The organism is Burkholderia sp. JPY481 (genome assembly GCF_038900515.1).
GTDB lineage: Bacteria > Pseudomonadota > Gammaproteobacteria > Burkholderiales > Burkholderiaceae > Paraburkholderia > Paraburkholderia youngii.
In genome coordinates this window covers 1-21,588 of the sequence record NZ_JAYMRT010000023.1, presented here as the reverse complement: position 1 = coordinate 21,588, position 21,588 = coordinate 1, and the positions used below count along the sequence as shown (strand labels likewise).

General features: G+C 56.4%; 17 protein-coding genes and 3 pseudogenes. 10 read left to right on the top strand and 10 right to left on the bottom strand.

Annotation, left to right across the window (positions count from 1 at the left end):
* Nucleotides 1–582: 582 nt before the first annotated feature.
* The 3 genes from VSR82_RS33630 to VSR82_RS33620 all read left to right on the top strand — a co-directional run bounded on the left by VSR82_RS33630 (nucleotide 583) and on the right by VSR82_RS33620 (nucleotide 5,104).
* A complete protein-coding gene (locus VSR82_RS33630) occupies nucleotides 583–2,271 on the top strand; it encodes an NAD(P)/FAD-dependent oxidoreductase (RefSeq protein ID WP_498858461.1) in 1,689 nt (562 codons plus the stop codon).
* A gap of 39 nt (nucleotides 2,272–2,310) precedes the next feature.
* Entirely contained in the window at nucleotides 2,311–3,654 is a 1,344-nt protein-coding gene (locus VSR82_RS33625; RefSeq protein WP_498858460.1) for an amidase family protein, read from the top strand.
* An 82-nt stretch (nucleotides 3,655–3,736) separates the two neighbouring features.
* Entirely contained in the window at nucleotides 3,737–5,104 is a 1,368-nt protein-coding gene (locus VSR82_RS33620; RefSeq protein ID WP_429464053.1) for a carboxyl transferase domain-containing protein, read from the top strand.
* An 817-nt stretch (nucleotides 5,105–5,921) separates the two neighbouring features.
* Here VSR82_RS33620 and VSR82_RS33615 read toward each other — a convergent pair.
* Complete coding sequence (locus tag VSR82_RS33615) at nucleotides 5,922–6,539, bottom strand: TetR/AcrR family transcriptional regulator (protein ID WP_498858459.1); 618 nt, start codon at nucleotides 6,537–6,539, stop codon at nucleotides 5,922–5,924.
* 128 nt (nucleotides 6,540–6,667) lie between these two features.
* On the opposite strand from VSR82_RS33615, the pseudogene VSR82_RS33610 reads away from it, so the two are divergent.
* Nucleotides 6,668–7,414 (top strand): annotated as a pseudogene (locus tag VSR82_RS33610) (SDR family NAD(P)-dependent oxidoreductase); the annotation flags it as partial.
* Between the two features lie 753 nt (nucleotides 7,415–8,167).
* On the opposite strand, the gene VSR82_RS33605 reads toward VSR82_RS33610, so the two are convergent.
* Entirely contained in the window at nucleotides 8,168–8,986 is an 819-nt protein-coding gene (locus VSR82_RS33605; protein ID WP_410853100.1) for an IclR family transcriptional regulator, read from the bottom strand.
* A 163-nt stretch (nucleotides 8,987–9,149) separates the two neighbouring features.
* Between VSR82_RS33605 and VSR82_RS33600 the strand changes: the two genes are divergently transcribed.
* The 4 genes from VSR82_RS33600 (at nucleotide 9,150) to VSR82_RS33585 (ending at nucleotide 13,922) form a co-directional block, all read left to right on the top strand.
* The gene (locus VSR82_RS33600) at nucleotides 9,150–10,133 is read left to right on the top strand and encodes a hydroxymethylglutaryl-CoA lyase (RefSeq protein ID WP_498858458.1); all 984 of its coding nucleotides are present in this window, start codon (nucleotides 9,150–9,152) and stop codon (nucleotides 10,131–10,133) included.
* Nucleotides 10,130–11,404 (top strand): CaiB/BaiF CoA transferase family protein, encoded by a 1,275-nt coding sequence (locus VSR82_RS33595; RefSeq protein ID WP_410853099.1) that lies wholly within the window; start codon nucleotides 10,130–10,132, stop codon nucleotides 11,402–11,404. Before VSR82_RS33600 ends, VSR82_RS33595 begins: the two co-directional genes overlap by 4 nt.
* Nucleotides 11,405–11,481: 77 nt before the next feature.
* Nucleotides 11,482–12,795 (top strand): MFS transporter, encoded by a 1,314-nt coding sequence (locus VSR82_RS33590; RefSeq protein WP_498858457.1) that lies wholly within the window; start codon nucleotides 11,482–11,484, stop codon nucleotides 12,793–12,795.
* A complete protein-coding gene (locus VSR82_RS33585) occupies nucleotides 12,792–13,922 on the top strand; it encodes an amidohydrolase family protein (RefSeq protein WP_498858456.1) in 1,131 nt (376 codons plus the stop codon). The genes VSR82_RS33590 and VSR82_RS33585 overlap by 4 nt, the downstream gene beginning before the upstream one ends.
* 327 nt (nucleotides 13,923–14,249) lie before the next feature.
* Here VSR82_RS33585 and VSR82_RS33580 read toward each other — a convergent pair whose 3' ends face one another.
* From VSR82_RS33580 to VSR82_RS33570, 3 genes are all read right to left on the bottom strand, one after another.
* Entirely contained in the window at nucleotides 14,250–15,608 is a 1,359-nt protein-coding gene (locus VSR82_RS33580; protein ID WP_498858455.1) for a glutamine synthetase family protein, read from the bottom strand.
* Nucleotides 15,609–15,697: 89 nt separating this feature from the next.
* On the bottom strand, nucleotides 15,698–16,114 hold the full coding sequence (locus VSR82_RS33575; RefSeq protein WP_498858454.1) for a homoserine O-acetyltransferase/O-succinyltransferase family protein: 417 nt from the start codon (nucleotides 16,112–16,114) through the stop codon (nucleotides 15,698–15,700).
* Nucleotides 16,115–16,118: 4 nt separating this feature from the next.
* Entirely contained in the window at nucleotides 16,119–16,298 is a 180-nt protein-coding gene (locus VSR82_RS33570) for a homoserine O-acetyltransferase/O-succinyltransferase family protein (protein WP_498858453.1), read from the bottom strand.
* A gap of 18 nt (nucleotides 16,299–16,316) precedes the next feature.
* Between VSR82_RS33570 and VSR82_RS33565 the strand changes: the two are divergent.
* Nucleotides 16,317–17,432, top strand: a pseudogene (locus tag VSR82_RS33565) (IS256 family transposase); the annotation flags it as partial.
* Here VSR82_RS33565 and VSR82_RS33560 read toward each other — a convergent pair.
* Entirely contained in the window at nucleotides 17,411–18,646 is a 1,236-nt protein-coding gene (locus VSR82_RS33560; RefSeq protein WP_429459802.1) for an IS110 family RNA-guided transposase, read from the bottom strand. The pseudogene VSR82_RS33565 and the gene VSR82_RS33560 sit on opposite strands and share 22 nt — an antisense overlap.
* 246 nt (nucleotides 18,647–18,892) lie before the next feature.
* Between VSR82_RS33560 and VSR82_RS33555 the strand changes: the two are divergent.
* Nucleotides 18,893–19,102, top strand: a pseudogene (locus tag VSR82_RS33555) (transposase); the annotation flags it as partial.
* Here VSR82_RS33555 and VSR82_RS33550 read toward each other — a convergent pair.
* The 4 genes from VSR82_RS33550 to VSR82_RS33535 all read right to left on the bottom strand — a co-directional run.
* On the bottom strand, nucleotides 19,083–19,514 hold the full coding sequence (locus tag VSR82_RS33550; RefSeq protein WP_498858452.1) for a homoserine O-acetyltransferase/O-succinyltransferase family protein: 432 nt from the start codon (nucleotides 19,512–19,514) through the stop codon (nucleotides 19,083–19,085). The pseudogene VSR82_RS33555 and the gene VSR82_RS33550 overlap by 20 nt on opposite strands.
* A 98-nt stretch (nucleotides 19,515–19,612) precedes the next feature.
* On the bottom strand, nucleotides 19,613–20,269 hold the full coding sequence (locus VSR82_RS33545) for a LysE family translocator (protein WP_498858451.1): 657 nt from the start codon (nucleotides 20,267–20,269) through the stop codon (nucleotides 19,613–19,615).
* A gap of 23 nt (nucleotides 20,270–20,292) precedes the next feature.
* Entirely contained in the window at nucleotides 20,293–21,021 is a 729-nt protein-coding gene (locus VSR82_RS33540) for a gamma-glutamyl-gamma-aminobutyrate hydrolase family protein (RefSeq protein ID WP_498858450.1), read from the bottom strand.
* On the bottom strand, nucleotides 20,993–21,588 hold a 596-nt coding region (locus tag VSR82_RS33535), incomplete at its 5' end, for a fatty acid desaturase (protein WP_498858449.1). The genes VSR82_RS33540 and VSR82_RS33535, both read right to left, overlap by 29 nt.

Sequence of the window (21,588 nt, the reverse complement as noted above, 5' to 3'; positions counted from 1 at the left end):
GCTCTACCTACATCGACCATGGCACGCGTATCTTCGGGCGCGAACTGCCTTCCCCCCGCATCCGCTGACCACGTACACTGGCCCACAGCAATTGTATGGCTCACTCGTTCGTGAAGACGATGTGCGTTTCCCCGGAGTTATAGGGCAACGCCACGCCACCAACCCGCAATCGAGTCCAGTCGGAAAGTTATATGCCCACGGGTTCTCGTCCTCAAGTTAGCCGATATCGAGCACGAGGTAACCTTTTCCAGTCGACATCCTGACGCTCGCCTCGTTGCGACATTGCCTTCACGTCTTCGCAAGCGATGTTTAGGCAACTCGGCGGCGACAAAAAATAGACGACCGGTTCTGACCTCACGATATCTTCTCACAAGTATCAATTTTATTTGTTTGATCCTGAGGTAGACGATTTGCTATCGTGGCATACGCGGATACTAAAAATAAATAGCGGTTTGCCCTGACAGACAACGGAGTTATTGGCAACGAAATAAGCAATCCTTCCCTCTCTCTTATCTAAATCGTAGCGTTACTCTCAGCGATCGTCTTTTCGACGGGTAGAGGTACTCCAAAGCGAGATAATTCATGAAAAACTGCGCCGCATCTTCACAAATTGCATCACCGACTATTGACCTATTGTATGACTACGCTCCTTTCCTCGACATTTGCAAATCGGAAGGAGCAATTGGCTCGTTTTCACCCAGTGTACAGACGCCGCGGGTTGCAATCGTGGGGGCTGGCATTAGCGGGCTTCTGGCCGCGGCGGAATTGATGCGAGCAGGTGTCACCGATGTCACCGTGTTTGAAGCCCGCGATCGCATCGGAGGTAGAGTATGGTCACAACCTTTTGATCCACGGTACCCGCATCTCATTGCTGAAATGGGTGCAATGAGATTTCCTCCGACTGCGACCGGTCTTTTTCATTATCTTGACAGGTACGGCATTTCGACGACAGCCTCTTTCCCGGATCCAGGATTGGTCGATACCGAATTGCACTATCGCGGTACTCGCCATATCTGGCGCGCGGGAGAACCGCCGCCCCCATTATTCAGAGTCGTCTACGAAGGCTGGAGAGCCTTTTTGCAGGAAGGATGCGTGATCAACGGTACGTCTCTAGTTGCTCCCGCAAAAATCACCGCAATGTTGAGGTCAGGCCGGTTTGAGAAAGCCCGAGCGGAATGGCAAGCGTGGCTCGACGTGTTTCGTGACAGTTCTTTTTATGCAGCCATCGTGGCCATCTTCACTGGATCTCGCCCGCCCGGAGACATCCGCTGGGAACGGCCTGACGACTTTGAACTATTCGGTTCTTTGGGCATAGGCTCTGGAGGCTTCCTTCCTGTTTATCAGGCGGCATTCACCGAAATACTACGGCTCGTCATCAATGGCTACATGGACGATCAACGCTTGGTCTCTTGCGGAATTTCTACACTAGCTGAGTGCCTCGCAGCAGAGAAGATCGGAGAATGCACCGTTGCTGACCGGGTTCGCTTCAATGGCGTGGGCCGTATCTACAAAGAAGACGGAAAGATAAGGCTGATGACTGACGCGGGCGAAATCATGACCTTTGACCGAGTTATCGTTACCAGCAACACAAGGACAATGCAGATGGTTCACGGCCTGACCGACGACGAGACGTTTCTCAGTCGAGACGTCTCACGAGCCGTTAGAGAAACGCATCTCACCGGGTCATCAAAACTATTCATGCTTACACATGGTAAATTTTGGATCGCTAACGATTTGCCAGTCACAATTCAATCTGACAGTTTTGCGCGCGGGGTATATTGCCTTGACTACGAGCCCGATAGGCCAGACGGTCCAGGTGTAGTTTTGCTTAGCTACACGTGGGAGGACGACGCGCATAAGCTACTAAGCGTCCCCGACAAAAAGCAGCGCTGCGAGCGTTTTGTCGACGCCCTTGCTACATTCAACCCCGAACTTGCGCGCCACCTGACTCCCGTGGATGACGACTACGAGCATGCCATCCTTCACCATGACTGGTTGACTGATCCCCATTCTTCCGGTGCGTTTAAACTCAACTATCCCGGTGAAGATGTGTACTCACAGCGGCTTTTTTTTCAATTTCAGACGGCAAACGACCTTGCAACGGATACCGGCCTATATTTGGCTGGATGTGGTTGTTCATTCACCGGTGGTTGGATCGAGGGGGCGGTCCAGACGGCTATCAATAGCGCCTGCGCCGTTATACGCAGTACGGGCGGAGACCTTCTACGGGGCAATCCTCTCGACGAAATACGCAGTGCCTATCACTACTGATATCGCATGCTCTGACGACACCCTATTTTGGGACACTTTATGTATTCGGAAGACTCTCTGGAATCGCTTTGTGATGGTATACGCGATGGTGAAATCTCTGCGGATGACATGCGGAAGCACGCAATTAGCGCCAATGCCAGTCAGTCGAAGCTCAATTGTTTCATTGGTAGTCGCGACCTCGATGCGCATTTCGCAAGGCCGAATGATGTGCTGAAAGGTGCACCACTCTACGGCATCCCCTTCTCATTGAAAGACAATATTTGTGCTAACGGGTTTCCAGTAACTGCCGGTACGCCAGGGATGGAAGGATGCATAGCGACACGCGATGCCATTATCGTCCGAAAACTGAAATCCTTGGGCGCTGTCGTTGCCGGTAAGAACAATATGCATGAACTTAGTTTTGGCATCACATCGGTCAATCCGAGGTGGGGAACGGTGGGCAACCCGAAGGCTCCTGGATATCTGGCGGGCGGAAGCAGTGGCGGTTGCGCGGCCGCGGTTGCTGCCGGGATCGTTCCGATTGCGATCGGAACTGACACTGGCGGCTCAGTGCGGATACCGGCCGCCTTCTGTGGCATTATCGGCTTCAGGCCTACAAGCGGTCACTGGTCTTCAGCTGGAATCATTCCAGTTTCTCGCACTAAAGATTCACCTGGGCTTTTGACGCGCACGGCGAAGGACGCGTTGATGATATATGAGCTGCTTTCCACCGGTACCCGCCCGCCGGCAAAACAGATTAGTACTCCTTACCGCATAGGACTTCCGGCGTCCATGTGGAGTGACCTCAATGAAGATGTCCGAAAGCATTGTTGGCGTGCGATCACGCGTCTGATCCGCGCGGGGTTCGAGTGCGTTGATCTGGACGACTCGGCTGTTGCCGACCTAAATAGGATTGGAACCTTCACCATTCCCGTTTACGAATTCTTCATGGACTTTCCACGCACATTGCTTTCCTTCGGTTGGGCCAACAGGATAAACACGATATTCGATAACATCCGTGATGAAGCTGTCCGCAATATCGTCCACAGTAACCTCAGTGCGCAACTGATCTCCGCGGCGGATTATTCTTTTGCGATTCAGAATGTGGGCCTTTTGCGTCAACAAATGAAAAACCTGTTCACCACCCAAGGTATCGATTTTCTCGCATACCCGACGGTTCCACGCAGCGTTCCCCACTGTAGCGATGCCGGGCGGCCCGAACTTTTCTCGGAGGTGATACGTAATACCGACTTGGCCAGCAATGCCGCGATGCCCTCGGTTACGCTTCCTGTTGCTCCGGATGGTGCATTGCCCGTTGGTTTGAGCCTTGACGCACCACGAGGTCAGGACCGCCGCCTCTTGACTATGGCAACGTCTGTAGAAGACGTTCTGAATTCGTCGTAACACGACTGCCATCTTCACTGCGAAAGGTTTCATGCGCAGGCAGCAGCAAACGATTCGCACACCGTTTCGGAGGCGGTAGCCAATGCAGATTTCATTGCAAAGAATAAACACTCTCTTTGACGCCGGTAGTTTTGTCGACCATCACCCTGTCGAGAGAAGTCATTTCATCTGTGGCGAAGGGTCTATAAATTCCGTAAGAACGTTTCTGGTCATGAATCGGGGACGAGACTGTGAATTCAGAGGAAGCGGACAGTGGCGCACCGCCACGCAGATTACAAAGACCGTGACGATAGCCCGGGACAGTTGCGCCCCATTGATTTACGTTCAGGACCGTCCCGGAGGGACAGATAGTTTCGATACCACAAAAGTTCTTTCATCGGACATGTCGAAACTGCTTTTATCACCAACTGGAATGGGCAGAGTCAGTGCATCCCTCGCGGAGTTGGCCGAGAAGAATTTGCTAATTTCCGCCATACTCGGCCCGACCTCAGGCCCCTTGGCCTTACCACTGATGCTGGCTGACTTGGTGTTGATGACCAAAAAGGGCGCCTTGTGCATGGGTCGCCCCGATATGGTGAAGGCCATGCTGGCCCAGGATTCAGATCTCTATTCGCTAGGTGGAACAGACGTTCACAGCAAGCACTCAGGTTCAGTTCAATTGGTATTCGAAGATGAAGAAGACCTATTCGGATGTGTAAGGCAGTTGCTTCACGTCAGCGCCAACCGCGGAGCGAACCGTGGTCTGGGATATGAAGAACCCGAAGCAGCTGATTTCAAGAGCTTGATTCCATCGGATCATCGTACGCCCTATGACATGCATCAGTTGCTGCATTCTTTCGTCGACAAGGACAGTTTCACCGAAATTAGCCCCGAATACGCAAAGGAAGTGTTGACAGGCTACGCGACCATTAAAGGAAGCGCGGTCGCTATCATTGCCAACAATCCCCGCTATAAGGGCGGTGCCATTCACAGGCAATCCGCTACCAAAATAGTCAAAATGGTTGGTGTGGCTGAGAAAGTCCGGATACCGATCATGTTTATTGCTGACATCCCTGGATTTATGATAGGCCGAGAGGCCGAAAATAGTGGGATTTTTTCTGCAGCGGCAGATTTGTTCAGGGCACACGTTCGAAGCAAAGTACCTAAGTTGCTGCTCATTGCAAGAAAAGCGTACACGGGAGGCGTGTATGCTATGTGCGGCCCTGGCTTTAACCCAGTAGCAGTCTTGGCTTATCCGCAGGCTCACATTGGTGTTTTCGCTCCCGATACGATGACAAAAGTCATGCCAGAACTTGATGAAACGACAAGAGACATAATGCAGAAGCTGACCGACGAAATCGTAAATCCCGAACTGTTGAAGGCCAGTGGACTGATTACCGACGTCATTGAAATAGAAGATACCCGGGAGCAGGTTTCGAGGTACTTGTTCGCGGAAGCAGGCAGATCTTGAGTCGGATGTTCTGATCGCGGGACAATGCGCGACTTGCCAGACTATCGTTTCCAAGTCGTAGCACTGCCGCGATCAAACTTCTTTGGACTGTTGCCGCGCCACGGTCATCCGGCACTGCGTCATGATAACCGGCGATTCGATGTACGCATGTCACGTTCATCGCGCTAGGCGGGGTCCACGCACTATCAACAAGATTGCGCTGCGTGTCAGGCTCAGCAGGACGATGCCCAGGACAGATGCGTTTGGCACGCCGACCTGTAACCTGCATAGTGCGACTGCTTTTCTGCCAAGGATTGCAGTTCAGTTGCCAATGCAAAAACGCGGCCGCTTTTGAACTGCTCCGATCGGATTGTGTGGTGTCTACACGCGCACCGACTTCACTGTGGCGCCTTTGCGCACGTCGAGCGTGCCTGCCGGATTAGCTCTATTTGAAGAAATGACGTGCACAAAGCCTGCCGCTGAACTAGGGGAGATGTAACATATACACTATTGTCATTCGCGCTGCGGGACCAAAGTCCTGGGCGAGGAAGCCGGACTCGCCCGACTTCCGCGTCCGGCCCCGGTGACGGGTGCGACAGCGCGCCCGTCGCGCGGGCGCGGCCAGACACGCGCTTGGTCCGCAAGTGGTCGATCGCCGCACTCACGATTTCTCTCTGAAGAGCGTCTCGATGGCAATATCGTGCGATGCGCCGTATGAGACGATTTTGCGAAACCGGGTGAATCGCACTGATGCTCGACGATCCGGCAAGCCGCTTGAGCAGTTGGTCGGCAAAAGCGCCCAACAAAAAGTGGCGATAGTCGCGCTATCGTCGCTAAGTCAACCCCGGACTAGAATCCTGTTGCTCGCACCGTAGCGCAATCCATCGAGAAACACAGCCACCAACCTCCGGGCATCGGGCGGATCGGGACATTCCAGCGGAGCGCACAGGGCGGCTACCGCGCACAAAACTTCTTCGGGCCGTATTCCCTTGCGAATATCGCCCGAATCTGTGGCGGCATCAAGAAGGCTCTGAACGACAGGCCGGAGTCGGTCAAGAAAATAGGTCGGCAATGCCCGGAACGCGGCATCGCCCGAATTCAGAGCCGCGGCGAGACCGCGTCTCCTCGTCACAAAATCGACGTAGCGTTCAATCCATCCTACCAATGCGTCGCCGGCGCCAAGCGTGGCGGCAAGTTCAAAGCCGGCATCGGCGCAGGCATCCACCTCACTGCACAACGCGGCTACAACTAGATCCGAACGTTGGGGGAAGTGACGATAGATTGTCCCTATACCTACGCCGGCTTTTTGCGCGATCTCGCGCACCGGAGCATCGATCCCCGAGGATTCAAAAACTGCGAGTGCAGCTCGCAGGAGCGTATCGATGTTGCGTTGCGCGTCAGCGCGCACCGAACGCCGTGGAAGTCCGCCGACGGTCCCGTTCGTCTTGCTGATCAATTCATTTTTCCCTTGTTAAATGGAACAGTGTTCCGTACAGGCGGTAACCGGAGCGCGGTTCCGGTTGGATTTTATCGTAAGCGAATCACGCTCGACAGCTCGAAACCATCATCTTGAACGGAGCAAACATGCATAACACCCCCGTGGCGCTCGTTACCGGCGCAAACAAGGGAATTGGCCTTCAGATCGCGAAGGACTTGGCGGCCCGAGGCTTCGAGGTACTCATCGGCGCACGCAAACTCGGCCTTGGTGTGGCAGCAGCAAGAAGTCTTCAAGGTGACAGCCAAGCGATCCAACTCGACGTGACCGATCAGTCCTCGATTACCGCGGCTGCCAGGCAGATCGAGAATACTTGGGGACGTCTCGATGTCCTGATCAACAACGCAGGTATATCACGTCCAATCAAGCTGGGGACGCCTGCCAATGAAATGAGAGACGGGGATAAGGTGAGCCGCGCAACCGTTGACGATATGCGCTTGGTCTTCGAGACGAACGTGTTTGGAGTTGTCGCCGTTACGCAGGCGATGCTGCCGCTTCTTCGAAAAGCGCCGGCGGCTCGCATAGTCAACGTTTCGAGCCCAGGTGGTTCCCTCACGCTCAAGGACGACCCGTCGGATTACTCTAGGCAGTATGTCGGTGTCTATCAGACCTCGAAAACAGCACTCAATGCGATAACGCAGGCGTTCGCCATTGAGCTGGAGGGAACCGGTATTAAGGTCAATGCAGTCTGTCCAGGGTTCACAGCCACTGACTTGAGCAACCACGCACCCAGAGCTGGGTCAGTCGAGGATGCGGCCCGAGAGCCGGTCCGCCTTGCCCTCCTTGACACAAACGGGCCGACCGGCACCTTTTCGAACGCAACGGGTCCGCTTCCTGGTGAGTTAGTCCACAAAGATGCAATGCCGATCAGTGTCAGATGCATGCTTCATCCGGGCCCAACGGTGCGGCTTCGCGGGCGCCTTTGCGCTCCTGATAATGTCCGACGCGGCGATTTCGCATGCGGAAGTGAGACAAGCTACGCCGTTGGACCTGACTGTCCTGAGCGAGTCGAGCGGGCTCCAGCCAATTTCAGACACGCTGACTTGCGTTGCTGCAGCCGCCCCGCAATGGAATAGCACCCCTAGCGTCATTGGAAGGCACGCAACGATGAGCTGCTTTGCGAATACCATGCACGCGCTGTGTCTCATGCTAGCCCACGAGCCGAGGTGAGCGTGAACGTCACACTGTCCGCTGCTTGTAGATGGCGTGCTGCGCAAGCCGGCGCCGGTTTTCACGGCAGTTGGCGGCGGATCGCCCACATGACAAGCGTACCCCAGGAGCCGATGATCAACACCACGCGCCACCCGGTCGGTGACTAACGTTGCGCGCAGGCACTAACCACCATGCGAACAGTGTGACCGGCAGGCACTGCTCTTTGGCGAGTTCGTCGATATAAGGATCAGTCACAACCAGGAGATGTTCGCGTCGATGCCCGCGATCAGCGCCGCAGATAAATTACACACGGACGGTCGTGGGCAATTCATCAGAAAACTCTATCGAATATAGAAGCAGCGAGACCGTAAGGTCGTCTTGCTCCTAGAGCGGTCGGCGAGGCGGACCAACCAAAAGGCGCCGATGAAGAGACGCATTTAGCTGCTTCTATCGATATCCAGTCCTTCAAGATTTGGGGCGTCTTCCTGGACGAATCTGGCGATGCTTGCATCGTATTTCGCGCCCCTGCCCCCCAAGGCAACCGTCGCTCGCTGCGCGCTGAGAAGCAACTCCTTAAGAGCAAGCTTGATCGTAGATGGGGTGTCGAATCTGCCCTTCGGTCCCGATAGAGTCAGAGCGCCTACTAGCTGACCGGTTGAATCGAACACCGGCACCGATGCTGATGTCGTTTCAGGATCGCGTTCACCGTATGAGACCGCGCACAATTGTTCCCGCACCCGATTCCAGCGCGGATCTGACGATTCAGTGAAAGCGAGCAGTACTTTGCCGGAGGCGCCGTTGTCAATCGCGAATTCCTCCCCAATACGTATCGCTACTCTCACGCTTCTCGAAGGCTCCACGCGGTACAGAACTAAGCGCTGGTCACCTTGCCGCACATAGAAAGATGCCGTCTCGCCCAAGTCCCGACTGAGCTGCTGAAGGATCGGCTCCACCACTGGACCGACTTGAAAAGACCGCTGGTAAAGCATTGCGAGCCGTAGCGGTTGAGGTCCGATAGAGTACTGACCGTCATTCAACTTCCGGATAAATCCGCCGTGCTCTAAAGCGCCGAGCAACCGCAAGACCGTACTTTTGTACAACCCGGCACGGCGCGAAAGCTCGGTTAGCGTCAACTGATCGTCGGTCGGGCCGAATGCGCTGAGAATAGCAAAAGCTCGGTCAAGAACCGCGACTCCGCTGCTTGTCTTCGATGCGTCGACTGAACGCTGCCCGTCGTCGGGCCCAATGCCAGTCATTTCTTCCCCTTCGGTCAATTGCCGTCACTTTACGGTTTCGCTCGACAGAGCTCAAGTTTCACTTTGACATCAAGGGTTCACCCCTATTAACGAGATTAACCCGACCATCTAGAGTTCTATCACGTAGACCCACGATCTATTGCATAGAACCATGGAGTTACTCTTGAATACCCCGAATCCCGAAGTGTTGATCAGCGAGGTCGGGCCGCGCGACGGATTGCAGAGCGTTAAAACCGTGATGCCCACGGCAGCGAAGCTGCGATGGATCTCCGCGCTCGCCGCTGCGGGTCTTAGGGAAATTGAAGTGGGTTCATTCGTGCCGACGAAGCTGCTGCCGCAGATGGCTGACATTCGTATAGTCGTCGCGCATGGGCTGTCTATTCCGGATTTGCGCGTCGCGGTTCTCGCGCCGAACCTGCGTGGTAGTCAGCGCGGTTTCGAAGCTGGCGTGCACAAGGTCACGCTTCCCGTGTCAGTGACCATAGAACACTCGCTGGCCAATATGCAGAAAACCAATGAGCAGATGATCGAGGAAGTGCGCAATATCGTCGCGCTTCGCAACGAACGGTTTCCAAACGTAGAGATAGAGGCCGGCATTTCGGTTGCCTTCGGCTGCACGATCGCCGGCACTGTGACCGATGACCAGACGATGCGCATGTGTTTGGCAATGGCCGAGTGTGGTGTTGATGAAATCGGCCTGTCCGATACGAGCGGCTACGCGAACCCGACCCAGGTTCGCCGGCTGTTTCGCCGGCTCCAAACGGAACTTGGCTCAAAGGCTGGCGGTGCACACTTCCATAACACGCGCGGACAGGGACTTGCCAACGTCGTCGCAGCGCTTGAAGTCGGCGTGACGACGATCGACTCCAGCCAGGCGGGTCTCGGCGGCTGTCCCTATGCGCCGGGCGCAACCGGCAACATCGTGACTGAGGACTTGGTCTTCCTGCTGGAAGCCATGGGCTATGACACGGGCGTGGACATCGACAGGCTGATCGCCGCGCGTGCCATTCTCGCCGATGCGTTGCCTCGCGAAGCGTTATACGGACACTTGCAGGACGCGGGGCTCCCCAAAGGATTCGCGTATGCAGACGGCCACGCACCCCGTGCGCCGAAACCGGAAGACTACCGGATCAGACTAGCGCAATGAGCAAAGTGCGAGCCAACCAAGATTTGCCGTATAGCGGCGTACGCGTCGTCGAGATGACGCACATGGTGATGGGGCCCACATGCGGCATGGTGCTGGCGGACCTCGGCGCGGAGGTGATCAAGGTCGAACCCATTTCCGGCGACAGCACGCGCGCTTTGCGCGGGTCCGGGGCGGGCTTCTTCAGCACGTTCAACCGCAACAAGAAGAGCATCGCTGTCGACGTAAAAGATCCGCGCGGCGTGGAAATCATTCACAAGCTGCTTGCAGGGGCGGACATTTTCAGCGAGAACTTCAAGAGCGGCACGATGGACAAACTTCGCCTCGGTTATCCTGCACTGTCCAGGATCAATCCGCGTCTCATCTACGTGTCGCATAAAGGGTTTCTGCCCGGCCCATACGACCATCGCACCGCGCTGGATGAGGTCGTGCAGATGATGGGCGGCCTCGCTTACATGACGGGACCGGAAGGCAGGCCGCTGCGCGCCGGAACGAGTGTCAACGACATCATGGGAGGCATGTTCGGCGCGATCGGTGCGATGGCGGCCCTCGCACAACGCGAACGCACCGGCCGGGGTCAGGAAGTGCAAAGCGCGCTGTTCGAGAACAATGTGTTCCTCGTAGCACAGCACATGATGCAGTACACGGTGACCGGTACTGCCGCGGCGCCGATGCCAAGCCGCATTTCAGCCTGGGGCATCTATGACGTGTTCTCGGTGAAAAACGGCGAGCAGATCTTTCTTGCGGTCGTCTCCGATACACAATGGGTGCCGTTCTGCGACGCTTTCGGGCTGGCGGAGCTCAAGTCGAATGAGCGGCTAGCCTCCAACAATCTGCGCGTGCAGGCCCGCGAATGGTTGCTGCCGCAGCTTCAAAAACATTTGGAAGCGTTCACCGCCGCGGAGATTAGCGCGATCTTCGAGCGCTGCGGGCTGCCTTATGCGCCGATCATGAAGCCGCAGGACCTTTTCGATGATCCGCACCTGCTCGCTACCGGCGGACTCGCCCAAGTGACTTTGCCGCCTGACGCCAGCGATGCGGGGCAAGCCATCGCGACACGGACTGCGCTGCTGCCCTTGACGCTCGGTGGTGAGCGCCTGCACCTACGCGCGCCGCCGCCTTCGCTCGGTCAGGATACTCAGGCGCTTCTGACAGATCTCGGATACACGGCTGAGGATCTCGGACGATTGGTCGAGGCTGGGATTGTCAAGTGTCGGGACGCCCAGCCTCACGATGCGTCGAATCCTTCGGCGAACGAACTCGCCAGCGCCTGAACCGGCGAAGCAAACAAGCAGTCACTGTTCCGCAGAGGCCGGGCCTCTGCACGCCGCGATTTGTCCGGAGACGAGGCATGGCATTAAGTTCATCGAATATCGCCACAGGCCGCGCGGCGGATTCCACCCTCGAGCACTCCGCGGTCAGAAAAGCCGCGCGGCGCTTCATTCCGCTACTGGCGCTTGCGTACTTCTTCAACTATCTCGATCGCACCAGCGTCGGTTTCGCGGCGTTGACAATGAACCGCGATCTGGACTTGACCGCCACGCAGTTCGGCTGGGGGGCTGGCATCATGTTTGCGGGGTATTGCTTGTTCGAGATTCCGAGTAACCTCGCGCTGTACCGCTTCGGCGCACGGCGCTGGCTCGCCCGCATCATGATCACGTGGGGGCTGTTCGCAGCGGCAACGGCACTAGCTGTCGGCCCGAAAAGCTTCTACGCGATCCGGCTGATGCTTGGCATCGGCGAGGCCGGTTTTTTCCCCGGTGTGATCTTTTTTCTCGCGGTCTGGTTTCCGCCTGCCTATCGCACCCGAGTTCTGGCTTGGTTCACCGTCTCCACGCCGCTCTCGTCGCTCGTGGGGGGGCCGCTCTCGGCTGGCCTGCTGCACATGGACGGTGTCTTGGGACTAGCTGGCTGGAGGTGGATGTTCGTCGTTCAAGGACTGCCCGCGTGCGTCCTCGGTTTTCTGGTACTGAAAATGCTGGACGACAAGCCCGCCGATGCGGAGTGGTTGTCGCACGACGAACGGCAAGCTCTGCAGGGGGCGTTCGATCGAGAAGACACGTCAAGTCGGAAGAAGAAGCATTTCGTTGCGGCATTGAAGGACGTGCGAACCTACATTCTGGCGATGATTTCCTTCGGCTTCACGATGGGCTCTTACGGCATCGGTATCTGGCTCCCTCAGATGCTGAGGGCTCACGGCATGAGCGTGGCAAAGACGGGCTGGATGTCGGCAGTGCCTTACTTCTTTGCTACTGTTGCGTTGCTCTGGTGGGCCAAACGAGTCGACAGTCGCGGCGGGCCGATAGCGAATCTGGCCGCGGGTCTGCTGATCGGCGCAATCGCGCTCGGCGTCTCGACGTACTTTCATCAACTGCTTCCGACGATGGCCGGCCTAACGCTCGCGCTTATCGGCACGATTGCCGGGCGAACGATCTTCTATACGCTCCCAACCAGCTTCCTTTCCGGCCAAGCGGCCGCCGGTGGGCTCGCTTTCATCAACTCGTTCGGCGCGCTTGGCGGCTTTGTCGGACCGTATCTCATCGGCTATCTGAAAGACGGTTTCGGTACGTTCTCGGCCGGCATGATTGGCCTGTCAATCGCGCTGGGCATCACGACATTGCTGACACTGTCACTTCATGCGTTCGCTTCCGGAGAACAGGCATGAAAAAATCACATTCGCCGCGGCGTCGGCAATTGCTCGGCACTGCCTCAGCTTCCATGATTCTCTCCCCTGTTACCGGGCGCCATGCGTTTGCAAGAGAGGAAAAGCACCTCATGAGCACAACGAGCAATTACCTTCCCGTTCGGGCCGACTGGCTCGCTCGCGGCACCGAAGCCGCGCTCGAACCCGACATGCCGATCATCGATGCGCATCATCACTTCTACGAGCGCCCAGGATGGACCTACCTTCTGGACGAGTATCTCGAGGACGCGCGCTCGGGACATAACATTACTGCCTCGGTGTTCATGCAGGCGCTGACACGGTATCGCCCGTCTGGTCCCGAGGCACTGCGCCCTGTGGGAGAAATCGAATATGTTGCAAGCGTCACGACTCCTTTGCAGAGCGGCAAGCCGCAGGTTGCAAAAGCCATGGTCGGCTACGCTGATCTTCGCCGCGGATCAGCGGTGCGCGATGCTCTCGAGGCAGAACTGCATGCTGGCGATGGCAGATTTCGTGGCGTTAGGCACCTCGTTACTTGGGATGCCGACCGGACCCTTGTCAATCCATTATCGGCGCCCCCGCGAGGGCTGCTGCTCGATCCGGACTACGGGGCGGGAGTCGCACAACTAGCTTCGCTTGGACTGTCATACGACGCGTGGTTATTCTTTCCGCAGTTGCCGGAGTTGTACGAGCTGGCCAAGTCGAATCCTCATACGCCTTTCATCATCAACCATTGCGGCGGCGTTCTCCGGATCGCCAGCTATGCAAAGCAGCGCGAGGAAGTATTCGATGCGTGGTCCGGTTCAATGCGCACACTCGCCGAACTGCCGAATGTCTATGTGAAGGTGGGTGGCCTTGGTATGCGCATCAATGGCTTCGAGTTCGAAAGGGGCGAACGCCCACCCTCGTCGGACCAATTGGCACAGGCGTGGAAGCCATGGATCTATACGTGTATCGATGCATTCGGTGCGGCCCGCTGCATGTTCGAAAGCAATTTCCCCGTGGACAAGGGCTCTTATCCCTTCAGCAACGGTTGGAACGCCTTCAAGAAGTTGACTGCGCAAGCGAGTCCCGCAGAGCGCGAAGCATTGTTTCGGGGCACGGTCACCAAAGCCTACCGCTTCGAATGAGTGCGTCCGATGGATCAGCGCGGCCGGCCCGGAAGCATCGTCATCACTGTCGGCCCAACAGCTGCGTTTGACAGCCTTTGTGTGTATGACAGGACCGGCGCGATAGCCGTCTGATGAAGCCGACTTGGAAGGAACTACCGTCCTTGCCAAGGACGCCATGCTGGCAGTTCAACTGCCAGCATCGGTACGTCTCGGACGCTTTTTGTCATCGTAGCGAGAATTTTCACCATCTGCAGTAGCAGTTTTCGGGTTACTTGCCGCCCATTTCCCTTTCTGTAGCATCGGGCATGCTCAGTTCTCCGCCGCAAGCTAACGGTAAGCCTGCCCCTAGGTTCTCTCGAATCCTCTCCCGAGTTCCCAGTCTGTTATTCGGCGATCATATTCCAACTGATCCCACCGGGCCGCATGCACGTAATGCTTAACAACATCATCTCCCAGGACATCCCGCAGCCAGGCTGAATTTGATGCAACATCGATCGATTCTCTTAGCGTTTTGGGAATATCCGGAAGATCGCGATCACGGTACGCGTCGCCATGACATGGACCGGGCAGTTCGAGGTTCTCGGTAATCCCCGCGAGGCCGGCCGCGATCAACCCCGCGAAGGCCAGGTATGGATTGAGATCCGCGCCTCCGATCCGACATTCGACCCTAGCCGCGTACGAGCCTTCGCCGCAAACCCTGAAACCAGCCGTACGATTGTCTGGGCTCCAGACCGCCGTGGTCGGCGCGAACGTCCCTTTTTGAAATCGTTTATATGAGTTAACGTATGGCGCTAAAAACAGCGTGATGTCTCTCGAATACTTCAGAAGACCCGCAAGGTAGTGGCGCATAACATTGGCCATGCCATAGGGCGAATTTCTGTCAAAAAAAACCAGAGCTCCATCTAGTGTCCACAGGGAGGAATGAATGTGGCTGGAAGAACCTGCCAACTGGTAGTTCCACTTGGCCATATACGTAATGGCTCTATTCTCTTGAGATGCAATTTCCTTGGTGCCGTGCTTAATTAGCGTATGTTGGTCAGCCATCACTAGCGGATCGGCGTAGCGTACATTGATTTCGCCCTGCCCAGGCCCCGATTCCCCTTTCGAGCATTCGATCGCGATTCCCGCACCGTGCAATCCGTTCCTTATCCGACGCATGACCGATTCCTGTCGCGAGGTCGACAGGATATGGTAGTCTTGGTTGTACGTTCCAGAGGTTAAGAGGTCGCGAAATTTCTTCATCGATATATACTCGTAAGACTCATCGAATAGGTAGAACTCTAATTCCGATGCGAAGCACGCGGCCATTCCCCTCTCGTTCAGACGACGAAGCTGCTCCTGTAGAATCTGCCTCGGCGAATGAGCAACGGGCTCCTGACACTGGTCGAAAACATCGCAAATTACCAACGCCGTCGCTTCAAGCCAAGGAATGCGCCGCAATGTCGAAAGGTCGGGCTTGAGCACAAAATCGCCATATCCAGCTTCCCAACTTGAACACGTGTACCCTGCCACCGGTTCCATCTCGATATCATTGGCCAACAAGTAATTGCAGGCATGCGTTTCCAGATAGCCATGCTTAACGAAAAAGTCCCCTTGAAACCGCTTCCCGACAAGCCGACCTTGCATGTCAACCATGCATGCGATAACTGTATCAATAGCACCCGAAGCAACATCCCGTTTCAATTCTTCGAATTTCAGATTCATATTCCCTCCCGCGGAACGTAAATAAGCTCTTCCGGCACGCGCACCCAATCCACTATGCGCGGACAAATTTGACCCGGCAAACGAGTGATCTAATCTTGATGTGGCTTGATCATGCCAATTTGTTTTATCCAGTTTCCGAAAATTATGTTGGCGTGACTGCGCCAGCAATTGCGCGGCCGAAGATCTTCGCAATCCTCCGGAAAATAATTTGCCGGAATACTTACCCGACGACCAAGTGAACGGTCTCTGAGATACTCGTCTGCCAACGTTTGCGAATCGTACTCTAGGTGATTAAATATATGCAGGGAATGATGGTTCGGGTCATCAAGCAGACACAGGCCTGTTTCCGGCGATTCGATGGGCACACAGATACCGCTGCCTGGTGGGATGTCGGCGCGTCGCATTTCCGTCCATCGGGAGACGGGAACAAAGAGATCGTCTGACAGGCCCCGCAGATACGGTGATGTGGACCCCACGCCTTGGTGCCTGAAGACACCAAAAGCCATTCATTCAATGTGTACTAGGCAGACCGTGGAAATGATATAGCGCCGCTTGTGCGGCCCAGCAGATGTTGAAGCAGCTCAGAGTGTTGGTTTGAGTCCAGTTGAGAATCTGAGTTAACTCGTTCCAATACGCCACTTCCTCAAACGGGATGAGCCTGTCATAAATTTTGTGTTCAAGGCATAACATGTACCCAAAGGAGCATGTATGCCAGGCAAACCAAAAGCAGGGTCTGCGCCCCCGCCTGAGCTGCCCGCGATTCCAGAGGAGCTCGTCGATCAGTTCGTGAAGGGTCCGATGACGGCGGAAGCGGTGCAGGCAGCCTCGATGGCGTTCAAGAAGGCGCTGATCGAGCGTGCGCTGGGCGCCGAGCTAAAACATCACCTGGGCTATCCGAGCGGAGGCCAACGCCCGCCGGAGTCGACCAACCAGCGCAACGGCAGGAGCGGCAAGACCCTGTTGACGGAGGACGGCCCGTTGCGGGTAGACATTCCGCGCGACCGTGACGGCAGCTTCGAACCGATCCTGATACCACGGCACGAACGCCGCTTTACCGGCTTCGACGACAAGATCATTGCGATGTACGCGCGAGGCATGACCGTGCGTGAGATACAGGGCTTTCTGGCCGAACAGTACGGCACCGAAGTATCGCCGGAGTTCATCAGCTGTGTCACCGATGCGGTGACTGAGGAGATCACAGCCTGGCAGGGCCGTCCGCTCGAGCCAATGTATCCGGTGGTGTTCTTCGACGCGCTGCGTGTGAAGATCCGCGACGAAGGGATGGTGCGCAACAAGGCGATCTATCTGGCGCTGGGGATCCTGCCCGACGGCACGCGTGACATTCTCGGACTGTGGATCGAGAACACCGAGGGCGCGAAGTTCTGGATGAAGGTCTTCAGCGATCTGAAGACACGCGGCGTGCAGGACATCCTGATTGCCGTCACCGACGGACTGAAGGGCATGTCCGACGCGCTTGAAGCGGTCTTCCCGGCGACCACGCTGCAGACCTGTATCGTGCACCTCATCCGCAATTCGCTCGACTATGCCGGCTGGAAGGAGCGTCGGGAGCTGGCCGCAGCCCTGCGTCCAATCTACACGGCGGCCAGTGCTGCTGCAGCCGAGGCGGAGTTGCTTGCCCTGGAACGGGGCCCGTGGGGAAGCAGGTTCCCGACGGTCATGGCAGCCTGGCGCCGCGCATGGGTTCGCGTGATTCCGTTCTTCGCGTTTCCGCCTGAGGTGCGCAAGGTCATCTACACCACGGATGAAATACACAAGCCCTCACGCCGTACTTCGCTCGTTCGCTATGTCCGCGCTTCCGGCCACCGTATCGGCGCGCTGTCTGATTTGGGGCGCGACTGCTTCCATCGGTTAAACAGTCTCTGATAGGTTCGCTCGGACTGCTCGGCCATGGCTCGCTCCTGCTGGCGGACGCTCTTCAGACTGTAGGCGGCAGCCGAACCTTTGCGCGAGCCATGCTGCGCCGGCATTCCAGCCTGCAGTTCCAGCGCGCGCAGCTTGTGCGCGGTTAACGCGGGACGATCCCACGCGAACGGTTCGCCACGTGTCATCACATACCAGACGATCACGGCGAGCTTGCGAGCGGTCGCTACGACGGCAATTTGTTGGCCGCGGCGATCGCGCACGCGCAGGAAGAAGGCGCGCAGTGGCCCGGGCGCCTGCGTGGCGCCCCAGGCAGCCTCGACCAGCATCGCCCGTGCGTAAGAGCGGCCGCGCTTGGTGATGTGGCCGTGCCTGGCCGGTGTTGGGCCGGATTGATAGACCGACGGATTGAGCCCGAAGTAGCTCACCAGCTTCTCCGGATTCGGAAACCGCTCGATGTCGCCGATGGCCGATAGCAGCCCGATCGCCACCGTGGTATTGACGCCGGTAATCGTCAGCATCACGCGTAGTCGCGCGTCGTCGATGGTCGCTTGCGCGAGTGCCTGCTCCACCTCACGCAGATCTTCGCCGAGGCGGTCCAGTTCGCGCAGTCGCTGCTCGATGCCCAGGCGTTCATCCAGCGGCAGCGGTTGAACGCTGAGCCATGCACGCCCCTTCCTGCCAAACAGATCGGTGGCAGGACACCGCTCGATCAGATGCGCCGCCAGCACGGCGTGAACCTCGTTCTTCAGCCGCGTGCGTTGCCGCACCAGCTGCGAACGGCGCGAGATCTGCCGACGCAACGCCAGCGTGCGCTCGTCTGGCATCCAGACTTCCGGCAGAAAGCCGCTTGCATACAGTTGTGCCAGCACGGCCGCATCGATCTTGTCCGTTTTGACGCGGGCTTCGGCGATCAGCCGGACTTGCAGCGGATTCGCAATCGCCACACGCGCGACGTGACGGCGGAGCACGTTGACGATGGCGGCAGTGTTGCCGGTTGCCTCGAGCACCACGTGATCGGTGGCACGTAGGTTCTCGGCAAAGCGTTCCAGCTGGTCGCGTCGCAACCCGGTACGGCCGCCGGCATGCATCAGGCCATTCTCCAGGTACGCGATCTCGGCCACGGAGCGCGAAACATCAAATCCCACGATTCGCATAACCGTCTCCCGTATCAGATCACTGTTGGGAGCCGGTGGGGCAGCACGACAACTACGGATTCGCGCTCACAGCGCAACCGGGCGGGTCGCAGGGGCGGCCAACTACTAACACGAGCTCGCGGCTCATCATGTAACAACGGCCTGCCCACCCGAAGTGCTCCCCAGTGCCCCTGTCCCGGATGGTCACACCATACGCTCAAACCGCTGGGCGCGGGAACGCGAGGCACCGGCTATATCATGCCGGTTACCAATTCGCTGGAGAGCGTGAATGCACAGCTGCGCAAGATCATCAAGACGCGCGGACACTTCCCGTCCGATGAAGCGGCGACCAAACTGCTCTGGCTTGCGCTGCGCAAAATCACCAGCGACTGGCACCGTGCGGCCCACGACTGGAAGGCCGCCATGCGGCAGTTCGCGATCCTCTACGAGGATCGCTTCACACGACCCAACAGCTAGAATGAAATTGATCGCCTGCCACGCCTGAAATGTTCAGACGCCTTGCACACAAAAATTCAGACACTCCCAACGGGATCAACTCAACCGGTGCGCCGGTAATAATAAAGCCGTCAAATATCCGCTCCTTTATCTCTTCCCAATCCTGGTAAAACGACGCCAAATGAATTGCTGGTGTGTTCTCGGGTAAATGACTGGCTATCTTTACCAAGGTGAGGTCAACCAATATGGGCGTTGCACCGAGGAGACGTGCAATTTGGATTTCCGTCTCTATTTTATTGGGCATCAGGTTTAGCAAACCAATATGCAAAGGACATTCAATCGGCCGATACATAGCTTCGTGCTCCATTACCTTGATGCCTTCTTTTTGTAAAGCAATTGCAGCCGGCAAACCTTTTGGAACCTTGATCGGCATGGAAGCACAACCTCCGTTTCGAAACTACGCGATACCCGCAAGACTGCACGGCATACCAATAACACCACGTCTGACCGACTGCGAGCAAGTTTAGGTCTTCACCTGTTTAAGAAGATCAAGCTGGCTGCGACGCATGCGTAAAGTGCGCCCGTAATCTTCTCAAGCATGGATCTGTTGATCAATACCACGCTTGCGCGATCTGCAAGAAACATATATCCGCAATAGACCCCGACGGAGATCGCCGTTGCCGCAGCTCCCATCGGAACCGCCTGCCCAAGGTAGGAACCGGATGGGCTGATGAAACTGGGATACGTAACTAATGTGGCCAACCACCCCTTAGGGTTCGCTAGAGAGACAATGAGGGAATCGACAAACACCTGTCTGGAGTTCCAGCGCACCCCATCTTCTGTTCTTGACTCCCGTTTCCCACAAAAAGCAATAATGGCAAGACATCCAAGATATATCGCCCCTATCCATCGGACATAAAGTAACACCCATTGGTTATCCTGTATAAAAATCCCAACACCCGACAATACGACTGCTGCGTGAACGGCCGCACCAGTACCAAATCCGATCGCGCCAGGAATTGCGATTTTGAGCCCGTGCTTCAATGTTTGAGCAACGGCAAAAATGACGTTCGGACCAGGCAAAGCCACGGCGGCAGTAAAAGTAACAAGAAACAAAACAAATAGATTAAATCCATGAAGCCCCGCCTCGATTTGCAAATCACTCCCGAAAGGAACAACTATCGACACAAAATCCGGCTAATCTCCGCATCTCAGTGGACCGCTGCGTTATATGCCTCACAGGCTCTCCCGAAGGCGCCCAAAATCTTCTGGCTGATTACATCGCTGGAAGCATGCCATTCTAAATGCCACTGCAGCGCCAGTTGAAAGGTGCGTGAATTCCTATATGACTGCGCTTCTACGACACCGTCCCCCGCTACTGCCTCCACTCGGATTCCTTCACCAAGCTCCGCGATGCCTTGCCTATGCAACGAATTGACGCATAACTCGTCGCCCTGGATAACGGACGACAGCAAGCCGCCGGAAGCGACCTTAACCGTATGGACCGGACGGTACTGTTCGTCGCGAGGAATCTCTGGATTTTCGCGATGCGAGATCGCCTTGTGCGTCAACGATAGATCTTCGTGCAATGTGCCGCCACGGTAAACGTTCATCTCCTGCAAACCGCGGCAAATTCCCAATACTGGCATATCCAGTTCTTCCGCCACCATCAACGCAACCATCGACAGCCTGTCTCGCGGACGATCCGTCCTGCAGGCGACAATGTCGTCTTCAGCAAGCGCCCAAGCGCCACCGTTCCTGTCAAAGATCCCGGGATCGAGATCTGATTCGTCGCCAGTTAGAATAAGGCCGTCAAGACGACGCATCAGGTCGCGTAATCTCTGGAAAATCGCGTCGCAAGGCAGATCGCGGTCGATCGTCGGTAAGATGACGCACTCGACCGACGCGTGTCTAGTCAGCGCCTCGCCCTTTTGGGCCACTAGCGAAGAGTCCTCCCCATGACTCTGCAACCTCAGCATATCGCGGATCGCGCAATCTGATCTTCTGTGCCCGCTTCAGGTGCCAGAAAGGCACGCCTGGCGAAAGATGGTGTTCCAGATGATATTCATCAAGGTTCGCGCCGACCAGCAGTCGCTCGATCAAATTGCCTTTGCGGTTACGCGTCAAGTACACATCTTCGGCTTCGGTCTCACACATTGGCGAATGCTCAGCGAGTTCAATGAACCAGCCCAAGGCTTGGAACGTGGTTAGATATGGAACAAGCCAGAACAGCACAAGCAAATCCAGCGATTGCGTCAGGGCAAAGCCGAAAATGACAATCAGCCAGAATATCGCAAATCCATAGGTGTCGATGGCAGCACCCCGCCTGTCGATGTCTTTTTTCCCCTCACGAGAAATAAGAAACCGCTCACTCCATAGATAATGACATGGTCCGCCCCGCCTCACCGGGCAGGTTACGCTGAAGGAGCTCACTCGTAACTGGAGACCATCATGGACCATGCGACGCTCGTTGGGATCGACCTTGGCAAACACAGCTTTCACATCCA

Coding starts and splice junctions, on each gene's coding strand:
- VSR82_RS33630 (WP_498858461.1), top strand. CDS start 583: ATGAAAAACTGCGCCGCATCTTCACAAATTGCATCACCGACTATTGAC.
- VSR82_RS33625 (WP_498858460.1), top strand. CDS start 2,311: ATGTATTCGGAAGACTCTCTGGAATCGCTTTGTGATGGTATACGCGAT.
- VSR82_RS33620 (WP_429464053.1), top strand. CDS start 3,737: ATGCAGATTTCATTGCAAAGAATAAACACTCTCTTTGACGCCGGTAGT.
- VSR82_RS33605 (WP_410853100.1), bottom strand. CDS start 8,986: ATGACTGGCATTGGGCCCGACGACGGGCAGCGTTCAGTCGACGCATCG.
- VSR82_RS33595 (WP_410853099.1), top strand. CDS start 10,130: ATGAGCAAAGTGCGAGCCAACCAAGATTTGCCGTATAGCGGCGTACGC.
- VSR82_RS33590 (WP_498858457.1), top strand. CDS start 11,482: ATGGCATTAAGTTCATCGAATATCGCCACAGGCCGCGCGGCGGATTCC.
- VSR82_RS33585 (WP_498858456.1), top strand. CDS start 12,792: ATGAAAAAATCACATTCGCCGCGGCGTCGGCAATTGCTCGGCACTGCC.
- VSR82_RS33580 (WP_498858455.1), bottom strand. CDS start 15,608: ATGAATCTGAAATTCGAAGAATTGAAACGGGATGTTGCTTCGGGTGCT.
- VSR82_RS33575 (WP_498858454.1), bottom strand. CDS start 16,114: ATGGCTTTTGGTGTCTTCAGGCACCAAGGCGTGGGGTCCACATCACCG.
- VSR82_RS33570 (WP_498858453.1), bottom strand. CDS start 16,298: ATGTTATGCCTTGAACACAAAATTTATGACAGGCTCATCCCGTTTGAG.
- VSR82_RS33560 (WP_429459802.1), bottom strand. CDS start 18,646: ATGCGAATCGTGGGATTTGATGTTTCGCGCTCCGTGGCCGAGATCGCG.
- VSR82_RS33550 (WP_498858452.1), bottom strand. CDS start 19,514: ATGCCGATCAAGGTTCCAAAAGGTTTGCCGGCTGCAATTGCTTTACAA.